19 protein-coding genes and 1 other RNA gene are annotated in these 17,496 nt (G+C 35.3%); 11 read left to right on the forward strand and 9 right to left on the reverse strand.

The features are described 5' to 3' along the window. Positions 1–23: 23 nt before the first annotated feature. Positions 24–2,654: a valine--tRNA ligase gene (locus tag BW951_RS19830; protein ID WP_076395996.1), complete on the reverse strand. Its 2,631-nt coding sequence runs from the start codon at positions 2,652–2,654 to the stop codon at positions 24–26. 127 nt (positions 2,655–2,781) lie between these two features. Here BW951_RS19830 and BW951_RS19835 point away from each other — a divergent pair, with 127 nt between their 5' ends. Together BW951_RS19835 and BW951_RS19840 are read left to right on the forward strand one after the other, a co-directional pair. Beyond that, the gene (locus tag BW951_RS19835; protein WP_076395997.1) at positions 2,782–3,276 is read left to right on the forward strand and encodes a DUF1573 domain-containing protein; all 495 of its coding nucleotides are present in this window, start codon (positions 2,782–2,784) and stop codon (positions 3,274–3,276) included. Between the two features lie 150 nt (positions 3,277–3,426). Then, on the forward strand, positions 3,427–4,296 hold the full coding sequence (locus tag BW951_RS19840; RefSeq protein ID WP_076395999.1) for a polyphosphate kinase 2 family protein: 870 nt from the start codon (positions 3,427–3,429) through the stop codon (positions 4,294–4,296). A gap of 91 nt (positions 4,297–4,387) precedes the next feature. Here BW951_RS19840 and rnpB read toward each other — a convergent pair. Beyond that, positions 4,388–4,712: RNase P RNA component class A (gene rnpB / locus BW951_RS19845), an RNA gene on the reverse strand. A gap of 172 nt (positions 4,713–4,884) precedes the next feature. Here rnpB and BW951_RS19850 point away from each other — a divergent pair. The 4 genes from BW951_RS19850 to BW951_RS23300 all read left to right on the forward strand — a co-directional run bounded on the left by BW951_RS19850 (position 4,885) and on the right by BW951_RS23300 (position 7,958). Further along, positions 4,885–5,376 (forward strand): RNA polymerase sigma factor, encoded by a 492-nt coding sequence (locus BW951_RS19850; RefSeq protein WP_076396001.1) that lies wholly within the window; start codon positions 4,885–4,887, stop codon positions 5,374–5,376. Next, positions 5,369–6,043, forward strand: a complete 675-nt coding sequence (locus BW951_RS19855; protein ID WP_076396003.1) for a beta-carotene 15,15'-monooxygenase — start codon at positions 5,369–5,371, stop codon at positions 6,041–6,043. Before BW951_RS19850 ends, BW951_RS19855 begins: the two co-directional genes overlap by 8 nt. A gap of 62 nt (positions 6,044–6,105) precedes the next feature. Then, on the forward strand, positions 6,106–7,728 hold the full coding sequence (locus tag BW951_RS19860; RefSeq protein WP_076396005.1) for an AMP-binding protein: 1,623 nt from the start codon (positions 6,106–6,108) through the stop codon (positions 7,726–7,728). Between the two features lie 56 nt (positions 7,729–7,784). After that, positions 7,785–7,958: a bacteriocin-like protein gene (locus tag BW951_RS23300; protein ID WP_420866240.1), complete on the forward strand. Its 174-nt coding sequence runs from the start codon at positions 7,785–7,787 to the stop codon at positions 7,956–7,958. Positions 7,959–8,006: 48 nt separating this feature from the next. On the opposite strand, the gene rpoN is transcribed toward BW951_RS23300, so the two are convergent. The 4 genes from rpoN to asnS all read right to left on the reverse strand — a co-directional run bounded on the left by rpoN (position 8,007) and on the right by asnS (position 11,656). Next, positions 8,007–9,470 carry an RNA polymerase factor sigma-54 gene (gene rpoN, locus BW951_RS19865; RefSeq protein WP_076396007.1) on the reverse strand — a complete coding sequence of 488 codons (1,464 nt, stop codon included), beginning with the start codon at positions 9,468–9,470 and terminating at the stop codon, positions 8,007–8,009. Between the two features lie 160 nt (positions 9,471–9,630). Beyond that, a complete protein-coding gene (locus BW951_RS19870) occupies positions 9,631–9,924 on the reverse strand; it encodes a type II toxin-antitoxin system RelE/ParE family toxin (RefSeq protein ID WP_076396009.1) in 294 nt (97 codons plus the stop codon). Then, entirely contained in the window at positions 9,912–10,127 is a 216-nt protein-coding gene (locus tag BW951_RS19875; protein WP_139326218.1) for a DUF2683 family protein, read from the reverse strand. Before BW951_RS19875 ends, BW951_RS19870 begins: the two co-directional genes overlap by 13 nt. Before the next feature lie 80 nt (positions 10,128–10,207). After that, the gene (gene asnS, locus BW951_RS19880; protein WP_076396013.1) at positions 10,208–11,656 is read right to left on the reverse strand and encodes an asparagine--tRNA ligase; all 1,449 of its coding nucleotides are present in this window, start codon (positions 11,654–11,656) and stop codon (positions 10,208–10,210) included. Between the two features lie 270 nt (positions 11,657–11,926). Here asnS and BW951_RS19885 point away from each other — a divergent pair, with 270 nt between their 5' ends. The 3 genes from BW951_RS19885 to BW951_RS19895 all read left to right on the forward strand — a co-directional run bounded on the left by BW951_RS19885 (position 11,927) and on the right by BW951_RS19895 (position 13,844). Further along, positions 11,927–12,430 (forward strand): Crp/Fnr family transcriptional regulator, encoded by a 504-nt coding sequence (locus BW951_RS19885; RefSeq protein ID WP_228427577.1) that lies wholly within the window; start codon positions 11,927–11,929, stop codon positions 12,428–12,430. 197 nt (positions 12,431–12,627) lie between these two features. Then, entirely contained in the window at positions 12,628–13,095 is a 468-nt protein-coding gene (locus BW951_RS19890) for a hypothetical protein (RefSeq protein WP_076396017.1), read from the forward strand. A gap of 128 nt (positions 13,096–13,223) precedes the next feature. Then, on the forward strand, positions 13,224–13,844 hold the full coding sequence (locus tag BW951_RS19895) for a DUF2306 domain-containing protein (RefSeq protein ID WP_076396019.1): 621 nt from the start codon (positions 13,224–13,226) through the stop codon (positions 13,842–13,844). Between the two features lie 195 nt (positions 13,845–14,039). On the opposite strand, the gene BW951_RS19900 is transcribed toward BW951_RS19895, so the two are convergent. The 3 genes from BW951_RS19900 to BW951_RS19910 are packed head-to-tail and all read right to left on the reverse strand — an operon-like array spanning position 14,040 to position 15,657. Next, positions 14,040–14,639: a CDP-alcohol phosphatidyltransferase family protein gene (locus BW951_RS19900; protein WP_076396021.1), complete on the reverse strand. Its 600-nt coding sequence runs from the start codon at positions 14,637–14,639 to the stop codon at positions 14,040–14,042. Positions 14,640–14,652: 13 nt separating this feature from the next. Continuing rightward, on the reverse strand, positions 14,653–15,105 hold the full coding sequence (locus BW951_RS19905) for a hypothetical protein (RefSeq protein ID WP_139326219.1): 453 nt from the start codon (positions 15,103–15,105) through the stop codon (positions 14,653–14,655). A 3-nt stretch (positions 15,106–15,108) separates the two neighbouring features. Then, positions 15,109–15,657: a hypothetical protein gene (locus BW951_RS19910; RefSeq protein WP_076396025.1), complete on the reverse strand. Its 549-nt coding sequence runs from the start codon at positions 15,655–15,657 to the stop codon at positions 15,109–15,111. A gap of 107 nt (positions 15,658–15,764) precedes the next feature. On the opposite strand from BW951_RS19910, the gene BW951_RS19915 reads away from it, so the two are divergent. Both BW951_RS19915 and BW951_RS19920 read left to right on the forward strand, forming a co-directional pair. Then, positions 15,765–16,691, forward strand: a complete 927-nt coding sequence (locus BW951_RS19915; RefSeq protein WP_076396027.1) for a helix-turn-helix domain-containing protein — start codon at positions 15,765–15,767, stop codon at positions 16,689–16,691. Position 16,692: 1 nt separating this feature from the next. Then, positions 16,693–17,493: a helix-turn-helix domain-containing protein gene (locus BW951_RS19920; protein ID WP_076396029.1), complete on the forward strand. Its 801-nt coding sequence runs from the start codon at positions 16,693–16,695 to the stop codon at positions 17,491–17,493. Positions 17,494–17,496: the final 3 nt, after the last annotated feature.

Consider the following 17,496-nt stretch of genomic DNA (forward strand, 5'->3'; position numbering starts at 1 on the left):
TCAACCTTAACCTAAACCTTTTATTATAAACTTTTTAATTTCTCTTCAAGAATGGCTATTTTATCTAGCGCATCTTTTTGTTTTTTCCTTTCAACCTCAACAATTTCCGGTTTTGCGTTGGCAACAAATTTTTCGTTGGAAAGCTTTTTATCTACAGAGATCAAAAATCCTTTCAGGTATTTTAATTCTTCTTCTGTTTTCGTTTTCTCTTCTCCCAAATCCAAATTTTCACTTAGAGGAATTGAAATTTCTGTTGCGCCTACCAAAAATGTAAAGCTCGGCTTATCTGTTTTTGTTCCGAAATGAATTTCTGAAACATTGCCTAATTTCTTAATCACGGATTCGTTAGGAAATTCTGAGGCATTGGTATAAATTTCAGCACCTTCTCTTGGAGAAATTCCTTTTGTCTGACGGTAATTTCTAACGCCGGAAATAATTTCTGCAGCAAATTCAAAATTTCGAATTATTTCTTCATCAAATTCACCTGCTTTTTTCTGCTGCGCGATAACCAACGCTTCCTCTGCTGTTCTTACAGAAATTAATTGCCAGATTTCTTCTGACTGGAAAGGTAAAAACGGATGTACCTGCTTCATTAGTTCTTCAAAAAGTTCAACAGTCTTGTTATAAACTTCTTTTGAAATACCTTCACCGTAATTTGGTTTGATTGATTCAAGATAATAACCACAGAAATCATCCCAAATCAATTTATAAATCAAATGCAAAGCATCAGAAATTCTGAATTTCTCAAACTGATTGTTGATCTCAGCAATTGTTTTATTTAATTTATTTTCAAACCATTCAATTGCCTGAAGTTCTGTTGAATTGGCAGGCTTATCTTCATGATTCCACAAATTGATCAATCGGAAAGCACTCCAGATCTTTGACATGAAGTTTCTTCCCTGAAGCATCAAATCTTCATCAAAAAGAAGATCGTTTCCGGCTGCAGAACTTAATAAAATTCCTACACGAACTCCATCTGCTCCATACTTATCCATTAATTCCAATGGATCCGGTGAATTTCCTAAAGATTTTGACATCTTTCTTCTCTGCTTATCTCTTACAATTCCTGTGAAATAAACATTTTTAAACGGAACTTCTTTTCTGTATTCCAGTCCTGCCATAATCATTCTTGCTACCCAGAAGAAAATAATATCCGGACCTGTAACCAAATCTGAAGTCGGGTAATAATAATTGATGTCTTTATTTTCAGGATCAAGCAACCCATCGAAAACCGACATTGGCCACAACCATGAAGAGAACCATGTATCTAAAGCATCTTCGTCCTGTTTTAAGTTGTCAGTTGTCAGTTGATCGTTGTTGGTTTTTTGCTTTGCAAGTTCTAATGCTTCTTCGATATTTTCGGCTACAACGAAATCATTTTCTCCGTCACCATAATAGAAGGCAGGAATTTGCTGTCCCCACCAAAGCTGTCGGGAAATATTCCAGTCGCGGATGTTTTCCATCCAGTGCTTGTAGGTATTTTTAAACTTTTCAGGATAAAATTTAACCTCATCATCCATTACAACATCCAAAGCTGGTTTTGCAATTTCAGACATTTTCAGGAACCACTGTACAGAAACTTTAGGTTCAATAACTGCGCCTGTTCTTTCTGAAGTTCCTACTTTATTTACGTAATCTTCTGCTTTCAGCAAAAGATCTTTTTCTTCCAGTTCTTTCGCAATCTGCTTTCTTACCTCGAATCTATTTTTTCCGGCGTAATGCAACCCTTGATCGTTCAGATTTCCGTCATCATCCAAAGCATCAATCATCTGAAGATTGTGTTTTTGTCCGATTTCGTAATCATTGATGTCGTGAGCAGGCGTAATTTTCAAAGCCCCTGTTCCGAATTCGATATCCACATATTCGTCCTCGATAATAGGAATTACCCTATTAACGATTGGTACGATTACTTTTTTACCTTTTAAATGTGCGTATCTCTCATCATTAGGATTGATACACACTGCAGTATCCCCGAAAATAGTTTCCGGACGCGTTGTCGCCACTGACAAATATTCATCGGTATCTGAGCCTGTCGAAGATTCAATAGCATATTTCAGGAAATATAATTTCCCATTCTGTTCCTTAAAGATTACTTCTTCATCGGAAATATTGGTTTTTGCTTCGGGATCCCAGTTTACCATTCTGTACCCACGGTAAATGAGTCCTTTGTTGTAAAGATCAACAAAAGATTTAATCACCTGCTGAGAAAGTTTTGGCTCCATGGTGAAACGGGTTCTGTCCCAATCGCATGAACATCCTAATTTTTTAAGCTGCTCAAGAATTGTTCCTCCGTATTTATCAGTCCATTCCCACGCGTGCTTTAAAAACTCTTCTCTTGTAATATCAGATTTATTGACTCCTTCAGACTTCAGTTTAGCAACCACTTTCGCTTCTGTAGCAATGGAAGCGTGATCTGTTCCCGGAACCCAGCAAGCATTAAAGCCCTGCATTCTTGCACGACGGACCAGCACATCCTGAATGGTATTGTTAAGCATATGCCCCATATGCAAAATCCCCGTAACGTTTGGCGGAGGAATTACAACAGTGTAAGGCGGCTTGTCATTGGGTTCTGAATGGAAGTATTTATTTTCCAACCAGTAATTGTACCACTTTTGTTCTGTTTCCTGTGGATTGTACTTTTCTGAAATCTGCATAAATTCTTTTACTTTAATTTACAATTTGCAAAAATAGTCTAAAGAAAAATATTTTAAGTATGAATTAAAATAATTTTTAACTTTGTTTTTCAAAATTTATCTAACAACATATTTAATATTCAAGAATATGAAAAAATTAATCGCAGGAATTGCATTATTCGGAACCTTCGCTCTTGCATCTGCACAAACGATTACGTTTGACAAAACTACTTTCGATTACGGAAATGTAAAGCCAAGTTCAGACGGTATCAGATTCTTTACGGTAACCAATACAGGAGATAAGCCTCTTATTTTATCGAATGTAAAAGCATCTTGCGGATGTACAACTCCGGAATTCAGCCAGGATCCTATTCTACCCGGAAAATCAGCTAAAATCAAGGTAGGATACAATACTGCAATCAACGGTGGTTTTAACAAAATGATCGAAGTATTTTCTAACGACCCTGTAAACAGCAGAAGCGTAATCTACATCAAAGGAAACGTAGATCCTAATGCTCCGGATCCAAAGCCATTGACTCCAGAGGAATTGAAGGCTAAAGCTAAAGAAGAGAAAGCGGCTGCGAAAGCTGCGAAAAAGGAAGCAAAAAAAGCGGCTAAAGCGGCTGCTAAAACTGCTGCATAATGGTAAAATCTCTACTAAAATAAACGAAACCGTCTCATGGAGGCGGTTTTTTTATTACATTTATATTAGGTTAGTTGATGGTTAACGGTTTTTAGCTGATAGATTGTGACCAAAATTAATCTTTAATCTTTTTAATAATTTAAAATAAACATGGACACTAACTTTTCAGACGATTTTTTGGTAAAAGGTAAATTTTCCATTAAAAAAGCTTCAACAGAATACAAAGGAAAACTTACTAAAGAAGAAGGGGAACAATTATTATTAAACGAAAAAGAAAAGCTTCGTGAGCTTCAGGAGAAATTGTATTCGGATGGAAGCCAGTCTCTCTTGGTGGTACTTCAGGCGATGGATGCCGCGGGAAAAGACAGCATGATCGAGCACGTTTTCGGGGGAGTAAATCCGCAAGGCTGTAATGTAACGAGCTTCAAAACTCCCACTTCGAAAGAATACACCCATGATTTTTTATGGAGACATTATTTGGCACTACCCCAAAAAGGAATGATCGGAATTTTTAACCGATCTCATTACGAAAGTGTACTGGTCTGCAAAGTTCATCCTGAATATAATTTAAGCGAAAAAACATGGAAATCCGTTAAAGATTTTGACGATAAATTCTGGGAAAACCGCTATGAAAGCATCAGAAATTTTGAAAAGCATCTTGCCCAAAACGGAACGACCGTTGTAAAAATATTCCTGAATGTTTCTAAAGACGAACAAAAGAAAAGACTTCTCGACAGAATTAACGAACAGGAGAAAAACTGGAAATTTTCCGCCGCCGATCTTCCGGAGAGAGCTTTATTCGAAAAATATATGGAATGCTACGAAACGGCAATCAATGAGACTTCAAAAGATTACGCGCCTTGGTATGTTCTTCCGGCTGATAACAAATGGTTTGCAAGAGTTGCCGCGATACAGATTATTATTGATGCTTTAGAAAAAATGAATCTGCAGTACCCTAAATTATCGGAAGAGGATCGCGAAGATTTAGCGAAAGCAAAAAAACAACTGGAAAGCGAATAATTTGAAATGGGGAAGGAAGCTTGAAGAGGGAGGTTTAAATGATTGCGTTGAAGACTTCCTTCTTTCAGCCTCTAACTTCCAGCATAAAAAAACCACGAGAAAATCTATAAGCCGGATTTTGTTCTTCCGAAGAAGTGCCTGTTATTTATCTGCGTCTTACATTGCTGCAAAACTTTAGCTGATTACCCCTCGGCTTTCAGAGCGAGCAACTCCTATTTTCACTGCTGAAAAGAACCGATATACTTATCATTGCACCACAAAGAGTTTACCTGGTTTCACTACAGCCGAACTGTACATCCTTTCTGTTGCACTTGTCCTACCCTCTCGGGTGACGGATGTTATCCGCTTTGCTGCTCTACGGTGTCCGGACTTTCCTACCTCCCGTGAAACGGGAAATCAACAAGCCGATTTTCTCGTGGCTGCAAAGATAGATAATTTGAAAATTTGACAATGTGATAATTTGAAAATTTTCAATTTAAAAGCAGAATTATTATATTGGGTTTGCCCTATCCATTCATTTTCAAATTACTTAATTTTCAAATTCTCAAATTATATCATATCTTCGTGCTACAAAATTAAACATCCCAATTGGCTTCAAAGGAAAAGGAATTTGCGCAGCTTATTAAGGATAATCAGGGATTGATTATCAAGGTTTCGCGTCTTTATACCAATTCTTTGGAGGATGAGGAAGATCTTTTTCAGGAAATTGTGTTACAATTGTGGAGAAGTTATGACTCATTTAAAGGAAATTCCAAGATTTCTACGTGGATGTACCGTGTTGCCTTAAATACAGCCATTACTCTTTTCAGAAAAAAAAGCAAAAGCCTGCAGACGAATGAATTAGACATCAATCATGCAGATTTTGTGGAAGATGATGATGAAAAACAGCAACAGGTATCACTTTTGTATACAGTAATCAAGACGCTTCCCAATGTGGAAAGAGCAATCGTGATGATGTATCTGGATGATTTGCCTTATAAGGATATTGCAGAAAACCTAGGAATCACCGAAGTAAATGCGCGTGTGAAAATGAACAGATTAAAGAAAACCCTTAAAGAACAGATGGAAAAATATGCCTGAATTTGATTTGGACAGTTTTAAGAAAACATGGCAGGAACAGCCTGTTCAGGAAAAATATGATTACAATGAGATCCTTCAGATGCTCAACAAAAAATCGCGCAATTACGTAAAGTATATTTTCTGGATCAGTGTTATCGAATTTTTATTCTTTACATTAATAGGATTATTCTACATCATTCAGGGAAAGGAATCCAACTCTTTCATTAACATTCTTACAAAACTCGGTGTACAGAGAACTTCGGAATTAGAAAATACATTCGACAATATTTATCTGGTCTTAAAAGTTCTAAGTTTAGCCATTACTGCTTATTTTGTATTTAAATTTTATCAAAATTATAAGGTTATAAAAATTGAGGAAGATCTTAAAAGATTTATCCTTAAGATCATTAAATTTAAGAAGACAGTGAATGCTTTTATTTTAATTAATATTGCGTTACTGATTACTTTTACATCTATTTTTACAATCTTTGTTTTTTATATCCTAAATACTCAGAACGTAGAAATTACCAATTCTACGCTTATAGGATTTATAGCAGGTATCATTATAAGCACTGCTTTTACAGTAATAATGGTATGGCTGTATTACAGAGTTGTTTATGGGATTATCATCAAAAAGCTTGATAAGAATTTAACTCAGCTGAAAGAAATCGATTCACAGGAAATTTAAACTGAAAAAAGCAGGAATTTAAGATATTATTGTTAATTTTATTTAACCAAATCTTTCATTCTATGCCAATATCTTATATTCACGGTGCTTCCGACATTCCATTATTAGGAGAAACCATCGGAAGCAATCTTAAACATACCGTTGAAAAATTTCCCAATCAGGAAGCTTTAATCTGCGTACATCAAAATTACCGCGCCACTTATCAGGAATTTTATAATCAGACAACAGCCGTTGCAAAAGCACTGATCTTTCTGGGAGCAAAATCCGGAGACCGCATCGGAATATGGTCTACTAACCGTTACGAATGGGTTCTTTTACAATATGCAACCGCAAGAATCGGGGTTATTTTGGTGAACATAAATCCCGCATACAGAACCAGTGAGCTGATCTTTGTGATTAACCAGTCTGAAATGTCCCACATTTTTTCGTCTCTGGCTTTTAAATCCAGTGATTATAAACAGATGATTGCCGATGCAAGAGAGTTCTGCTCGACTTTAAAATCTGAAATTTTCTTTGATGACAATTGGGAAGAGTTTTTAAATAACGGACAGGAAATTTCGGATGATACATTGCATAGTTTTGAAGAACATGTACAGTTTGACGATCCGGTCAACATTCAGTACACTTCAGGAACGACCGGTTTTCCTAAAGGCGTTACTCTTTCTCATCATAATATTTTAAACAACGGATATTTTATCGGAATTCGATTAAAGTATACCGAAAAAGACAGAGTCTGTATTCCTGTTCCCTTTTATCACTGTTTCGGAATGGTGATCGGAAATATTTGCTGTACCGCTCACGGAGCCTGTATGGTGATTCCGAATGACAGTTTTGATCCTGAAATTACTTTAAAAGTTGTTTCCGATGAAAAATGTACTTCGCTTTACGGAGTTCCCACCATGTTTATTGCCGAATTAGCGGTAAAAAATTTCGAAACTTTTGATTTTTCAAGTTTAAGAACGGGGGTCATGGCTGGTTCCGTTTGTCCGCCAGAAATTATGAAAAAAGTAGAAAGCCTCATGAATATCAAGGAAATGAGCATCTGCTACGGAATGACGGAAACCTCTCCTGTCTCTACCCAGACTTTAATCGGAACTCCATTTGAAAAGCAGGTGAATACGGTAGGAACTGTTCAGGATCATCTGGAAATAAAAATCATTGGCGAAAACGGAAAAGTTGTCGCGCGTGGCGAACATGGGGAACTGTGTACAAGAGGTTATTCCGTAATGCTGAAATACTGGAACGATCCTGAAAACACCAGAAAAGTTCTGGATGAAGGAAGATGGATGCATACCGGAGATATGGCAGTAATGGATGATGAAGGCTACATTACGATTTCGGGCAGGATTAAAGACCTGATTATCCGTGGCGGTGAAAATATTTCGCCTAAAGAAATTGAAGACTTTTTATACACTTATCCCAACATTCTTGATGTTCAGATTATCGGAGTTCCAAGCGAAAAATTTGGCGAAGAAGTGATGGCGTGGGTGAAAGTAAGAAAAGGTTTTCAGGTAACGGAAGAAGAACTTTTAGAGTATTGTAAAGGCAGAATCGCCCATTATAAAGTTCCGAAATACTGGAAGTTTGTGGATGAATTCCCGATGACGATTTCCGGAAAGATCCGAAAAGTGGAAATGCGTGAAGTTTCTGTAAAAGAATTGGGACTGGAAAAAATAAACAATTAAATACAGCGTAATCCGAAAAGCTTATAGAGTAGGAAAATCAAATAAATTAAATTACTATGAAAAATTTAAAAAAATTAAACAGAAAAGAGTTGAAAAGTGTGAAAGGCAGCGGAAGATGCTTTTGTCTTGTAAGTCCGGATCCTTGTTATGATTTAAATGTGAATAACCAGGGAGTTCCTTATGTTTTCAACTGCTGCACTTCAACATGTGTACAACAGCCCCCTTTTTAATCAGATAAAAAGAAAAGCATTTCAGTTTGAAATGCTTTTCTGTTATTTTTAAAGTTCTTTTCTTAATCTTGCTACCGGAATATTAAGCTGTTCACGATACTTTGCAATCGTTCTTCTGGCAATATTGTATCCCTGTTCTTTTAAGATCACCACCAAAGCATCATCCGTTAATGGTTTTCTCTTATTTTCTTTGCTGATAACTTCCTGAAGGTGCATCTTGATCTCTTTTGTAGAAACCTCTTCCCCATCATCATTTGTTAAGCTATCCGAGAACAGATCCTTCAGATAAATAATTCCGTTCGGAGTATCGGCATATTTGCTTTTTACCACTCTTGAAATCGTTGAAATATCGAAGCCTGTAATATCGGCAATATCTTTAAGAATCATGGGTCTCAAAGATTTTTCATCTCCGGTAAGGAAATAGTCTTTCTGAAATTTCACAATCGCAGTAATGGTTTGCAATAATGTATTCTGACGCTGATTAATTGCATCAATATACCATTTTGCAGCATCTAATTTCTGCTTGATGAACAATGCAGCCTGTTTGTGTTCTGCAGAATTCTTATCATGCGAATAAGTGGATAAAATATCTTTGTATTCTTCTGAAACTCTTAAAGTAGGTGCATTTTTGCTGTTCAGCATCGGGATAACCTGTCCGTCTTTCACCTGAATCACAAAATCCGGAATAATTTCCTGATTGATTGTAATCGTCTGAGTATCGAAATTTCCGCCAACTTTTGGAGATAATTTTGAAATTTCGTCCAACGCATCCTTCAGATCTTCTTCTTCAATATCGTATTTCTGAATGATTTTGTTGTAATGCTTGTTCGTTAAAGCATCAAACTGATGTCTCAGAATATTGGCAGCCAGAGAAACGGCTTTATCTGAACTTACTTTTTTCTCAATCTGCAGCAACAGGCATTCCTGAAGACCTCTCGCTCCTACTCCGGGAGGATCCAGTTTCTGCACATAATTTTCAAGGATATCTTCTACATTTTCTTTGGTGGTATAAATTCCCTGAGAAAAGGCAAGATCATCCACAATAGATTTGATCTCTCTTCTTAAATATCCGTCTGTATCGAGATTCCCGATAAGATATTCCGCAATCTTCAAATCTTCTTTATTGATGTTGGCAAGATGAATCTGCTCCAAAAGATAATCGTATAATGACTGTCCTTCCGTTAAAAGACTTTCATTATCAAATTCTTCATCATCGGAAGAATAGTTACTGGAAGACGTTTTATAGCTCGGTTCATCATCGTAAAGATACTGGTCTACATCAAAATCTGTTTCAATGCTTTCTGTACCTTCTGTTTCATATGAATCTTCCAGAGAAGAATAATCGTCCTCTTTAGATTCTTCTTTTGCGATCTCTAATGCCGGGTTTTCTTCTAACTCCCTCTCAAGTTCCTCTTCAAACTCCAATGTGTGAAGCTGGATCAACTTCATCAATTGGATTTGCTGGGGAGCCAGCTTTTGTCCTAATTTGAGTTGTAAGTGTTGTTTTAGCATATTACTAGTTGGTGTTTTAACATAACATATTCTACGAATTTAGTACTTTTTTTTGACAAAACTAAATTTTAGCACGATTTTTGTATTCAACAGTGTATAATAAGCTATTTAAAATAAACAACAAAAGCCCTGAAGCATGATTTTCAGGGCTTTTTTATTTTTATATATCCAGATTTTCCGGATCTCTTCTGTTATCCCAAAACGCAAGAATTTCAATAACCTCTTTATTGATTCTATAATACAGTGAAAAATTTTTATCAATTAAAACATATTTCACACGATCAATTTCAGAAGGAGAACCTATATTCGGATTTTCTGCAATAAGTTTTTCCTTTTTTTCAACTTCTGCCATTAATTTTGAAGAATATTTTATCGATTTATTATGTCTGATCCAATATTGAAGCGTATCCAGATAATCTGATTCTGCCTGATGAGACCAGATTACCCTAAACATTTTCTTGCTTTTTCAGCTACAGATTTGCTTGATGAGAATTTTCCTTCAGAAATATCTGAAATTCCTTTTAAAATTTTCTCTTTCTGCCAATCCGTAAGATTTTCTTCTTTATTAATCTCAAAATTAATTTTCAGCTCTTTCAAAAGAGCTTTCAGAAGATTGATCTGATTTTCGTTTTCTGTATGTATGGTAATTGTACTCATCATCATTATTTTAGGTAAAGTTAATAAAAAAATCCTTCCGATAAGATCAGAAGGATTTTTCTATATGTTTTTATTAAAAATTAAAACTCAGCGTTTTTCGGCGTTCTCGGGAAAGGAATTACATCTCTGATGTTCGTCATTCCTGTAACGAAAAGAACTAATCTTTCCAATCCCAAACCAAATCCTGCATGCGGTACAGAACCGAATTTTCTGGTATCTAAATACCACCACAGTTCGTGCTCATCCACATGCATTTCTGCCATTTTCTGTTTTAAAACATCCAATCTTGCTTCTCTTTCAGAACCTCCGATAATTTCTCCGATTCCAGGGAAAAGTACATCCATTGCAGCAACGGTTTTACCGTCTTCATTCAGTTTCATGTAGAACGCTTTGATCTCTTTTGGATAATCAAACAGAACTACCGGACTTTCGAAATGTTTTTCTACCAGATATCTCTCGTGTTCAGACTGAAGATCGGTTCCCCAGTTTTCCACAGGATACTGGAATTTACCTTTTTTATTTTCTTTTGAGTTCATTAAGATCTCAATAGCTTCCGTATAAGAAACTCTCTTGAAACGTTTAGCAATCACATTCTCAAGCTTTTCGATAAGACCTTCTTTGGCTCTGTCTTTTTCAGGTTTCGATTTTTGTTCTTCCTCAAAACGTTTATCTAAGAATTCCAGATCGTCTTTGCAGTGATCCAATACATATTTAATTACATATTTTAAGAAATCTTCCGCCAGATCAATGTTGTCTTCCAGATTATTGAAAGCTACTTCCGGCTCAATCATCCAGAACTCAGCCAAGTGACGGGTTGTGTTAGAATTTTCTGCACGGAAAGTAGGTCCGAAAGTATAAATCCTTCCTAATCCCATTGCTGCAGTTTCTCCTTCAAGCTGTCCGGAAACCGTTAAATTCGTTTTTCTTCCGAAGAAATCCTGAGCAAAATCGATGTCTCCCTGCTCGTCTCTCGGAATATTGTTCAGATCAAAATTCGTTACTCCGAACATTTCTCCGGCTCCTTCTGCATCAGCTCCTGTAATAACCGGTGTGTTGATGTAGAAAAACTGGTTTTGGTTAAAGAAAGAATGTACCGCAAAACTTACCGCATGACGCACTCTGAAAACGGCTCCGAATAAATTGGTTCTGAATCTCAAATGTGCCTGATCTCTCAAAGTTTCCAATGAGTGTTTTTTAGGCTGAAGAATGGTTTTGTCTCTTTCTTCAGTAAAATTGTCTCCTAAAATAGTAATTTTTTTCGCTAAAATCTCAACAGCCTGTCCTGCTCCCTGACTTTCTACTACTTCTCCTACAATCTTAAGGGAAGAAGCTGTACTGATCTTGCTGATAATCTCTTCGTCGAAATTTTCAAAATCAACAACAATCTGCAAATTATTAATCGTAGAACCATCATTAAGCGCAATGAAGCGATTTGCACGGAACGTTCTTACCCAACCGTAAACCGTAATGTCATGATGTAATACTTTCTTGTAATCCTGTAGGATTTCCTTAATTGTCTGCTTTTTCATTTGTTGATTAAAATTTTTCTGTAAAAATTAATGTCTGCAAAGTTACAAAAAAACAGCACAATTTGAAGATTACGCTGTTTTTTTAAAAATGAACTTATTTCAGAGCGCTTTTTTGAGCTGACATTCTATTTTTTCATTTTGAAGATCCCCCTTCATTCAAACGCATCAATATTTAAGATAATAATATTTATATTTGAAATAAATATGGATACTTCCCTTCGGCAAATAATAAAAAAAACGATTTCAATTTCGGACAGTGATCTTGATTTTATGGTTTCTCTTTTCAATCCTTTATCATTGAAAAAGGGCGACTATTTTCTGGAAATTGGTAAACGTTGTGACCAAGTGGCTTTCATAAAAACAGGAATGCTACGAATATTTTACCCTAACGCCAAAGGTGAAGAAACAACCTGCTATTTTTCTTTACCTGATGAATTTGTAACCTCTTTTTCAAGTTTTACAACACAAAATTTGTCTACAGAAAACATACAGGCTATTCTGCCTACTGAGTTGTTTACGATCAGGAAGCAGGACTTGGAAACACTCTATCAAAAAATTCCGGCTGCTCAGGAATTTGGAAGATTGGCTGCAGAAAATCTGGCTATAATTATGGAAAAGCGAATTTCTCTTTTCCTGAATAATTCTGCGGATGAACGGTACCAGTTTTTACTGAAAAATAATTCTATTTTAATTCAGACTGTTCCTTTGCAATACCTTGCTTCTTATCTCGGGATGTCTCCACAACATTTGAGCAGACTGCGAAGAGGTGTTTAATGTACCTCATTTCTTAGCAAATGTTCAGTAGAATACAAATAGCATGAACGAGCTTTGTACTGTCTAACAACCTAAACAACAGTACAATGCAGATTTCAATAAAAAAAATTTTCGCAGGAGCAGCAATTTTCCTGCTCACTCAGATTTCCTTTGCGCAATAAAAAAAAGACCTTTTATACTCAAACCGGGTTAGTATTTTGGCAGGTCTGATTCAGCCCATCTTGCTGAAAGGCGGCAATATTGAAATAACCTACTTTTCAAAAAGAATGAGTTTTGATTATTCCCACGGGTTTTTATTAAATATGTCGGGAGGAACCATTACAGGCGATGCTAAAACTCAACATTTAGCTTATCATTTGCCGTATTCAACAGGTTTTGGAATCGGATATCGTTTCAGTTCATATTTCGATGTAAGAATTGAATCAAAAATCCATAGCTGGGAAGTATATTATGATGGAGAAACCCAAAACAAGTCTAATTTGATAAAAGCCTATAAAACGTATTCTTTGGGGCTTGGTGCCTATTACCGCTATATGCCGTTTCATAAAAAGGATAACTGGCTGCAAGGCATTACAGTCTGCGTTGGTGGCCTAATATTGCGAGTAGCCTTACAGATAATAAATTCACCTATTACAATAAGTTCACAAACAAAGAGGAAACATTAAAAGCCTCAAATATTGGAATAGCAGGTTCGCAATTTCTGATGAATGTAAGTGTAGGCTATACATTTGGAGGAAAAAAAGAATCTGTAAAAGAGGAGTAATTATACGATTGATATTGTAATTATAAAAAAATGAAAAAGATAGTTAACCTGTTTATCATTATAACAGTTATTGCAATGACTTTATATACATTTTACTCGTATATTTATTTGTCTCCCGGTACAACTGTTTCGCCGCAACAAAAGATTGAGTATGCCCAACATAGTTTTTCGATTGCTGTTCATGCAGGATTTGGAGCTGTAGCGTTATTCGCAGGTATGTTCCAACTAATGAAAAGGGTTCGGGAGAAATTTCCGGCTTCAAATATCATTTTACGAAAAGTATATTATTTTTCAGTATTAATGAGCGCCGTAACTGGTCTCTATGTAGCAACTTATGCTCAAGGTGGCTTGGTAAATAAAATAGGTTTTTTCACCCTTGATGTTATCTGGATTTTATCCATAATTCAGTCGTTTATTGCTGATAAGAAAGATGATATGTCTGCCTTTAGGATATGGATAGTCCGCAATTATGCGTTGACATTTGCTTCGGTAACGTTGCGTTTATGGCTTGTATTTATCTGGAACATATATGGTTTTGAGCTTTCTCATTTTTCTGAAGTATATCAGACATTAGGTTTTCTTTGCTGGGTTCCAAATCTGGTTTTTATTGAGTGGTTCTATCTGAACAAGGCAAAGCTCCTGCAAAGGTAAAATCCCACTTTATAAATCTGGCAGTCTATCTCAGGTCTCTTTTACGAAGAATTCTACTCGACTGTCCCTTCATTTACTGATAATACATCTTGTGAAAATTTATTTCCGAGAAACTAAAAAGACAGCGGAACTTGGTGATTCCGCTGTCTTTTTACAAAATCATTTATCAATTATATAACGAAAACTTTAAGATAATTAATTGAAAAATATCGTTTTTTTCCTCTGCTTTCCTTTTCTTATTTTCCATGCATGATAAGAACTCGGAACATCATACTGCCATTTCGGAAGAATTAAAATGATTAAAATAACATCAATATGAGCAATAAATCCCAATACAACGGTTAGATAAAAAGTCCATCCTGCCTGTTGAAAACCAATAAGATACGTAAAAGCAATCAGCAGACTTAAGCCCCACATTTTTGATAAAAAAGCGTGAGTACAGGTTTCTTTCCCGAATTTTAGCCAGCTTATTACATAGCAAAGTGCTTCCATTACGAAAATTAAAGCAACTCCTTTCCATTCGTTTTTTATTAATTCTGGATTCAGAAAATAAGCTGCAAATCCTAAGGAAAGCCAGAATATCAAATCGGTCTGACTGTCTAATCTCCTCAGTTTTTCTGAGGAAACTCCTGCTTTCCGGGCAATAATTCCGTCGAAAATATCGGTTAATAAACCGAAATACATTAAGCTTAAAATTAAAAACCGGGATTCTTCTCCTTTAAAATAAGCTGATAAAAGAATGATCGGAGCCAAACAAAATCTTGTGGCGATTAATAGATATGGTATTGTTTTCATGACGGCACTGTTTTTAAAATCCTATTTTTAGCCTTCCGTAGACATTCTCTTTGTTAGTCAATCTAAAGGTAATTCCCGCTGTGAATCCTTGTATTTGCACATTGCTGTTATTAAAAGACTTAGAATATCCTATTCCGATATCGCAGGTATTAAGCATTGAAATTCCTGCTAAAGAATAGGCATGATAAAGAGAAGATCCTGCTTTAATAAACAAAACCGTTCCCAAATTATAACTTAAATGCAGATCTGGAATTCCATGCAACTTTCCATTATAATTCACGATTCCATAACCTGTTCCTAAAAAAAGTTTGTTTTGATGGTTGTCATTCATCACAATAAATTCAAAACCTCCACGCAAAAGATGCCTGTCTGCATAAGAATAGTCTATATAATAAATCGGCTGCCATTTTTGTGCATTGCAAAAACTACAAAAGAACAATACTATACACAGTGTAATATTTTTCATGATTTATTGTTTTTCAAATGTTAAATTATAATGAAGTGTTTTCCAATCGCTCATCAAAACGGCAAACCCGTTACAATAAAAGTAATTGCTTTGAATCCTCAAATTATTGTTTTCATCAACTCCCAGTCTGGATTTTTGGATATTCCATCCTCCCAATAACAAAGGAATTCCGTCAAGCATAAATCTTTTTTTCTTTAAGTATAAATACCCGTCTTCCTTCAATTCTACACGCAAATTTTTATTGAAAACAATCTTTTCATTCTTTAAAAAAATAACATTTAACTTATTTTTTTCAATCATTTGTAGTTTAACTTTTGTGTGTTTTGGATCGTATTTATCTTTCCAGTTAAACATATTCGTATTCCGGTCAAAAACATCTGTAAGCATTCTAACATAAAAACCATTCCCTGAAGAAGCAAAATTTTCGTAGGTGCCATTAATATTTTCAATATTATTCTTTTCGATAACAGATTCCGGCAATTCTATGTTTTTGAAACCCTCACAATTTAATGTGAAAAGCAATAGGCATAAATAAGAGATTATTTTTTTCATTATTCTTTATTTTAAAAATTATACCTCAAAGCTAATTTTGAAATTCATTTTCATGAATGTGAAAAAAAATTAAAATAAAAATCTAAATTTGTGAAAATCGCAAAACAATGTATCAGGAACGTTTGCTTAAAGAAATCCGAAAGAAAATTGGTGACAGATCGTTAAATGACGAAATTGCCAATATTCTTAACATCAGCTACGATGCGGCTCACCGAAGAACTTCCCTGAAAGCAAAATTCAGTTTTGAGGAAGCTTTGGAACTCGCAAAGTATTTTCAGATTTCCCTGGATCAGTTCCAGACTTCTGACCGCCAGATTTTAGTAAGAAAAACAAGTGCCGTTACGGAAACTGAAGATTTAAAATCATTTTTTCAGAACAACCTCAATGTGTTTGAAAGTCTTCCGCTTTCAAAAGGAATGACTATTTATTATTCGGCGAAAGATATTCCGTTCTTCTATACGCTTTCGGATTCGATGCTTTCCCGTTTTAAAGTATATGTGTGGATGAATCTGCTTAATTCCAAACAGGTTTTCATTCCTTTTCTGGAGTTTTCTCCTCCTGATTTCAAGCTCGACACAAAAGAACTCAGAAAGAAATATGAGGAACAGAATGTTATTGAATTATGGAATAACAGTACCATTTCGAGTATCTTACAGCAAATTTTGTTTTATTTTGAAACGGGACATCTGAAACAGAAGGAAGCACAGATCATTCTTCAGGAGTTAACGGAACTTATCCGGTACATAGAAGAAAAAATAGAAAACAATCCGAAATTCCAGCTTTACGAAAATGAACTGATGCATCTTTCCAATGACATCTTTTTTCATCATCCGAAACAGTCACTTTTTGCCATTCCTACCAATATGTTTGGTTATATTCTGATTAATGATGAAAAAACGTGTAACGAAACACTGAATTATTTTGACCATCAGATTAAAAATTCAAAATCGCTGAACACTTCGGGAAACCGTGACAGAAAAATATTTTTCAATAAAATGTATCAACAGATTGAAAATTTAACCCAAAAACTATAATATGAAAAACCTTCGTCATGGTGAATTTTTCGGACAAACCCATAAAACCTTACATTTTGATGGGTTAACGATTACAGATACGGAATATACGCATCCTTTTGTCGATTGGCATTATCATGAGAATCCCTATTTCACCTTTCTGCTTCAGGGAAATATGACGGAGGGAAATAAGAAAGAAATTTACGATTGTTCTGCCGGAACACTGCTGTATCATCATTGGGAAGATGCGCATTACAACATAAAACCGGATATTTTCACCAGAGGATTTCATATAGAAATTACAGAAAAGTGGTTTGAAAAATTTCAGCTTTCGAAGGATAATGTTGAAGGAAGTTTTAATATCAGAATTCCGGATTTGAAGTTACTGACTTACCAGATTTTCAAAGAAACCAAACTGAATGATATTTCTGTGGAACTCACCATCAACCAATTGTTATTAAATATTTTCAGCCAGTTGTCTCATCAAAAAGATCATTCTCAGAAGAAGCCGATCTGGGTAAAACATATTGATGAAATTCTGCATGAACGTTTTACCGAAAAACTGAGTTTAACCGAGCTTTCAAAAGTTTTAAATATTCACCCGATGCATTTAAGCCGGGATTTTCAGAAATATTTTCAATGCAATTTGGGAGAATATGTAAGAAAATTAAAGGTTGAGAAATCCTTAAAAATTTTGAATGATTTTGAATCGTTATCGGAAGTTGCACTGGAATGCGGATTTTCAGATCAGAGTCATTTTATTCGCTGTTTTAAAGAGAATATCGGCATTACACCTTTGAAATACCGGAAGATTTTGAAATGAAAT

The sequence above is a fragment of the Chryseobacterium gambrini genome, from assembly GCF_900156825.1.
In the GTDB taxonomy this organism is placed as follows: domain Bacteria; phylum Bacteroidota; class Bacteroidia; order Flavobacteriales; family Weeksellaceae; genus Chryseobacterium; species Chryseobacterium gambrini.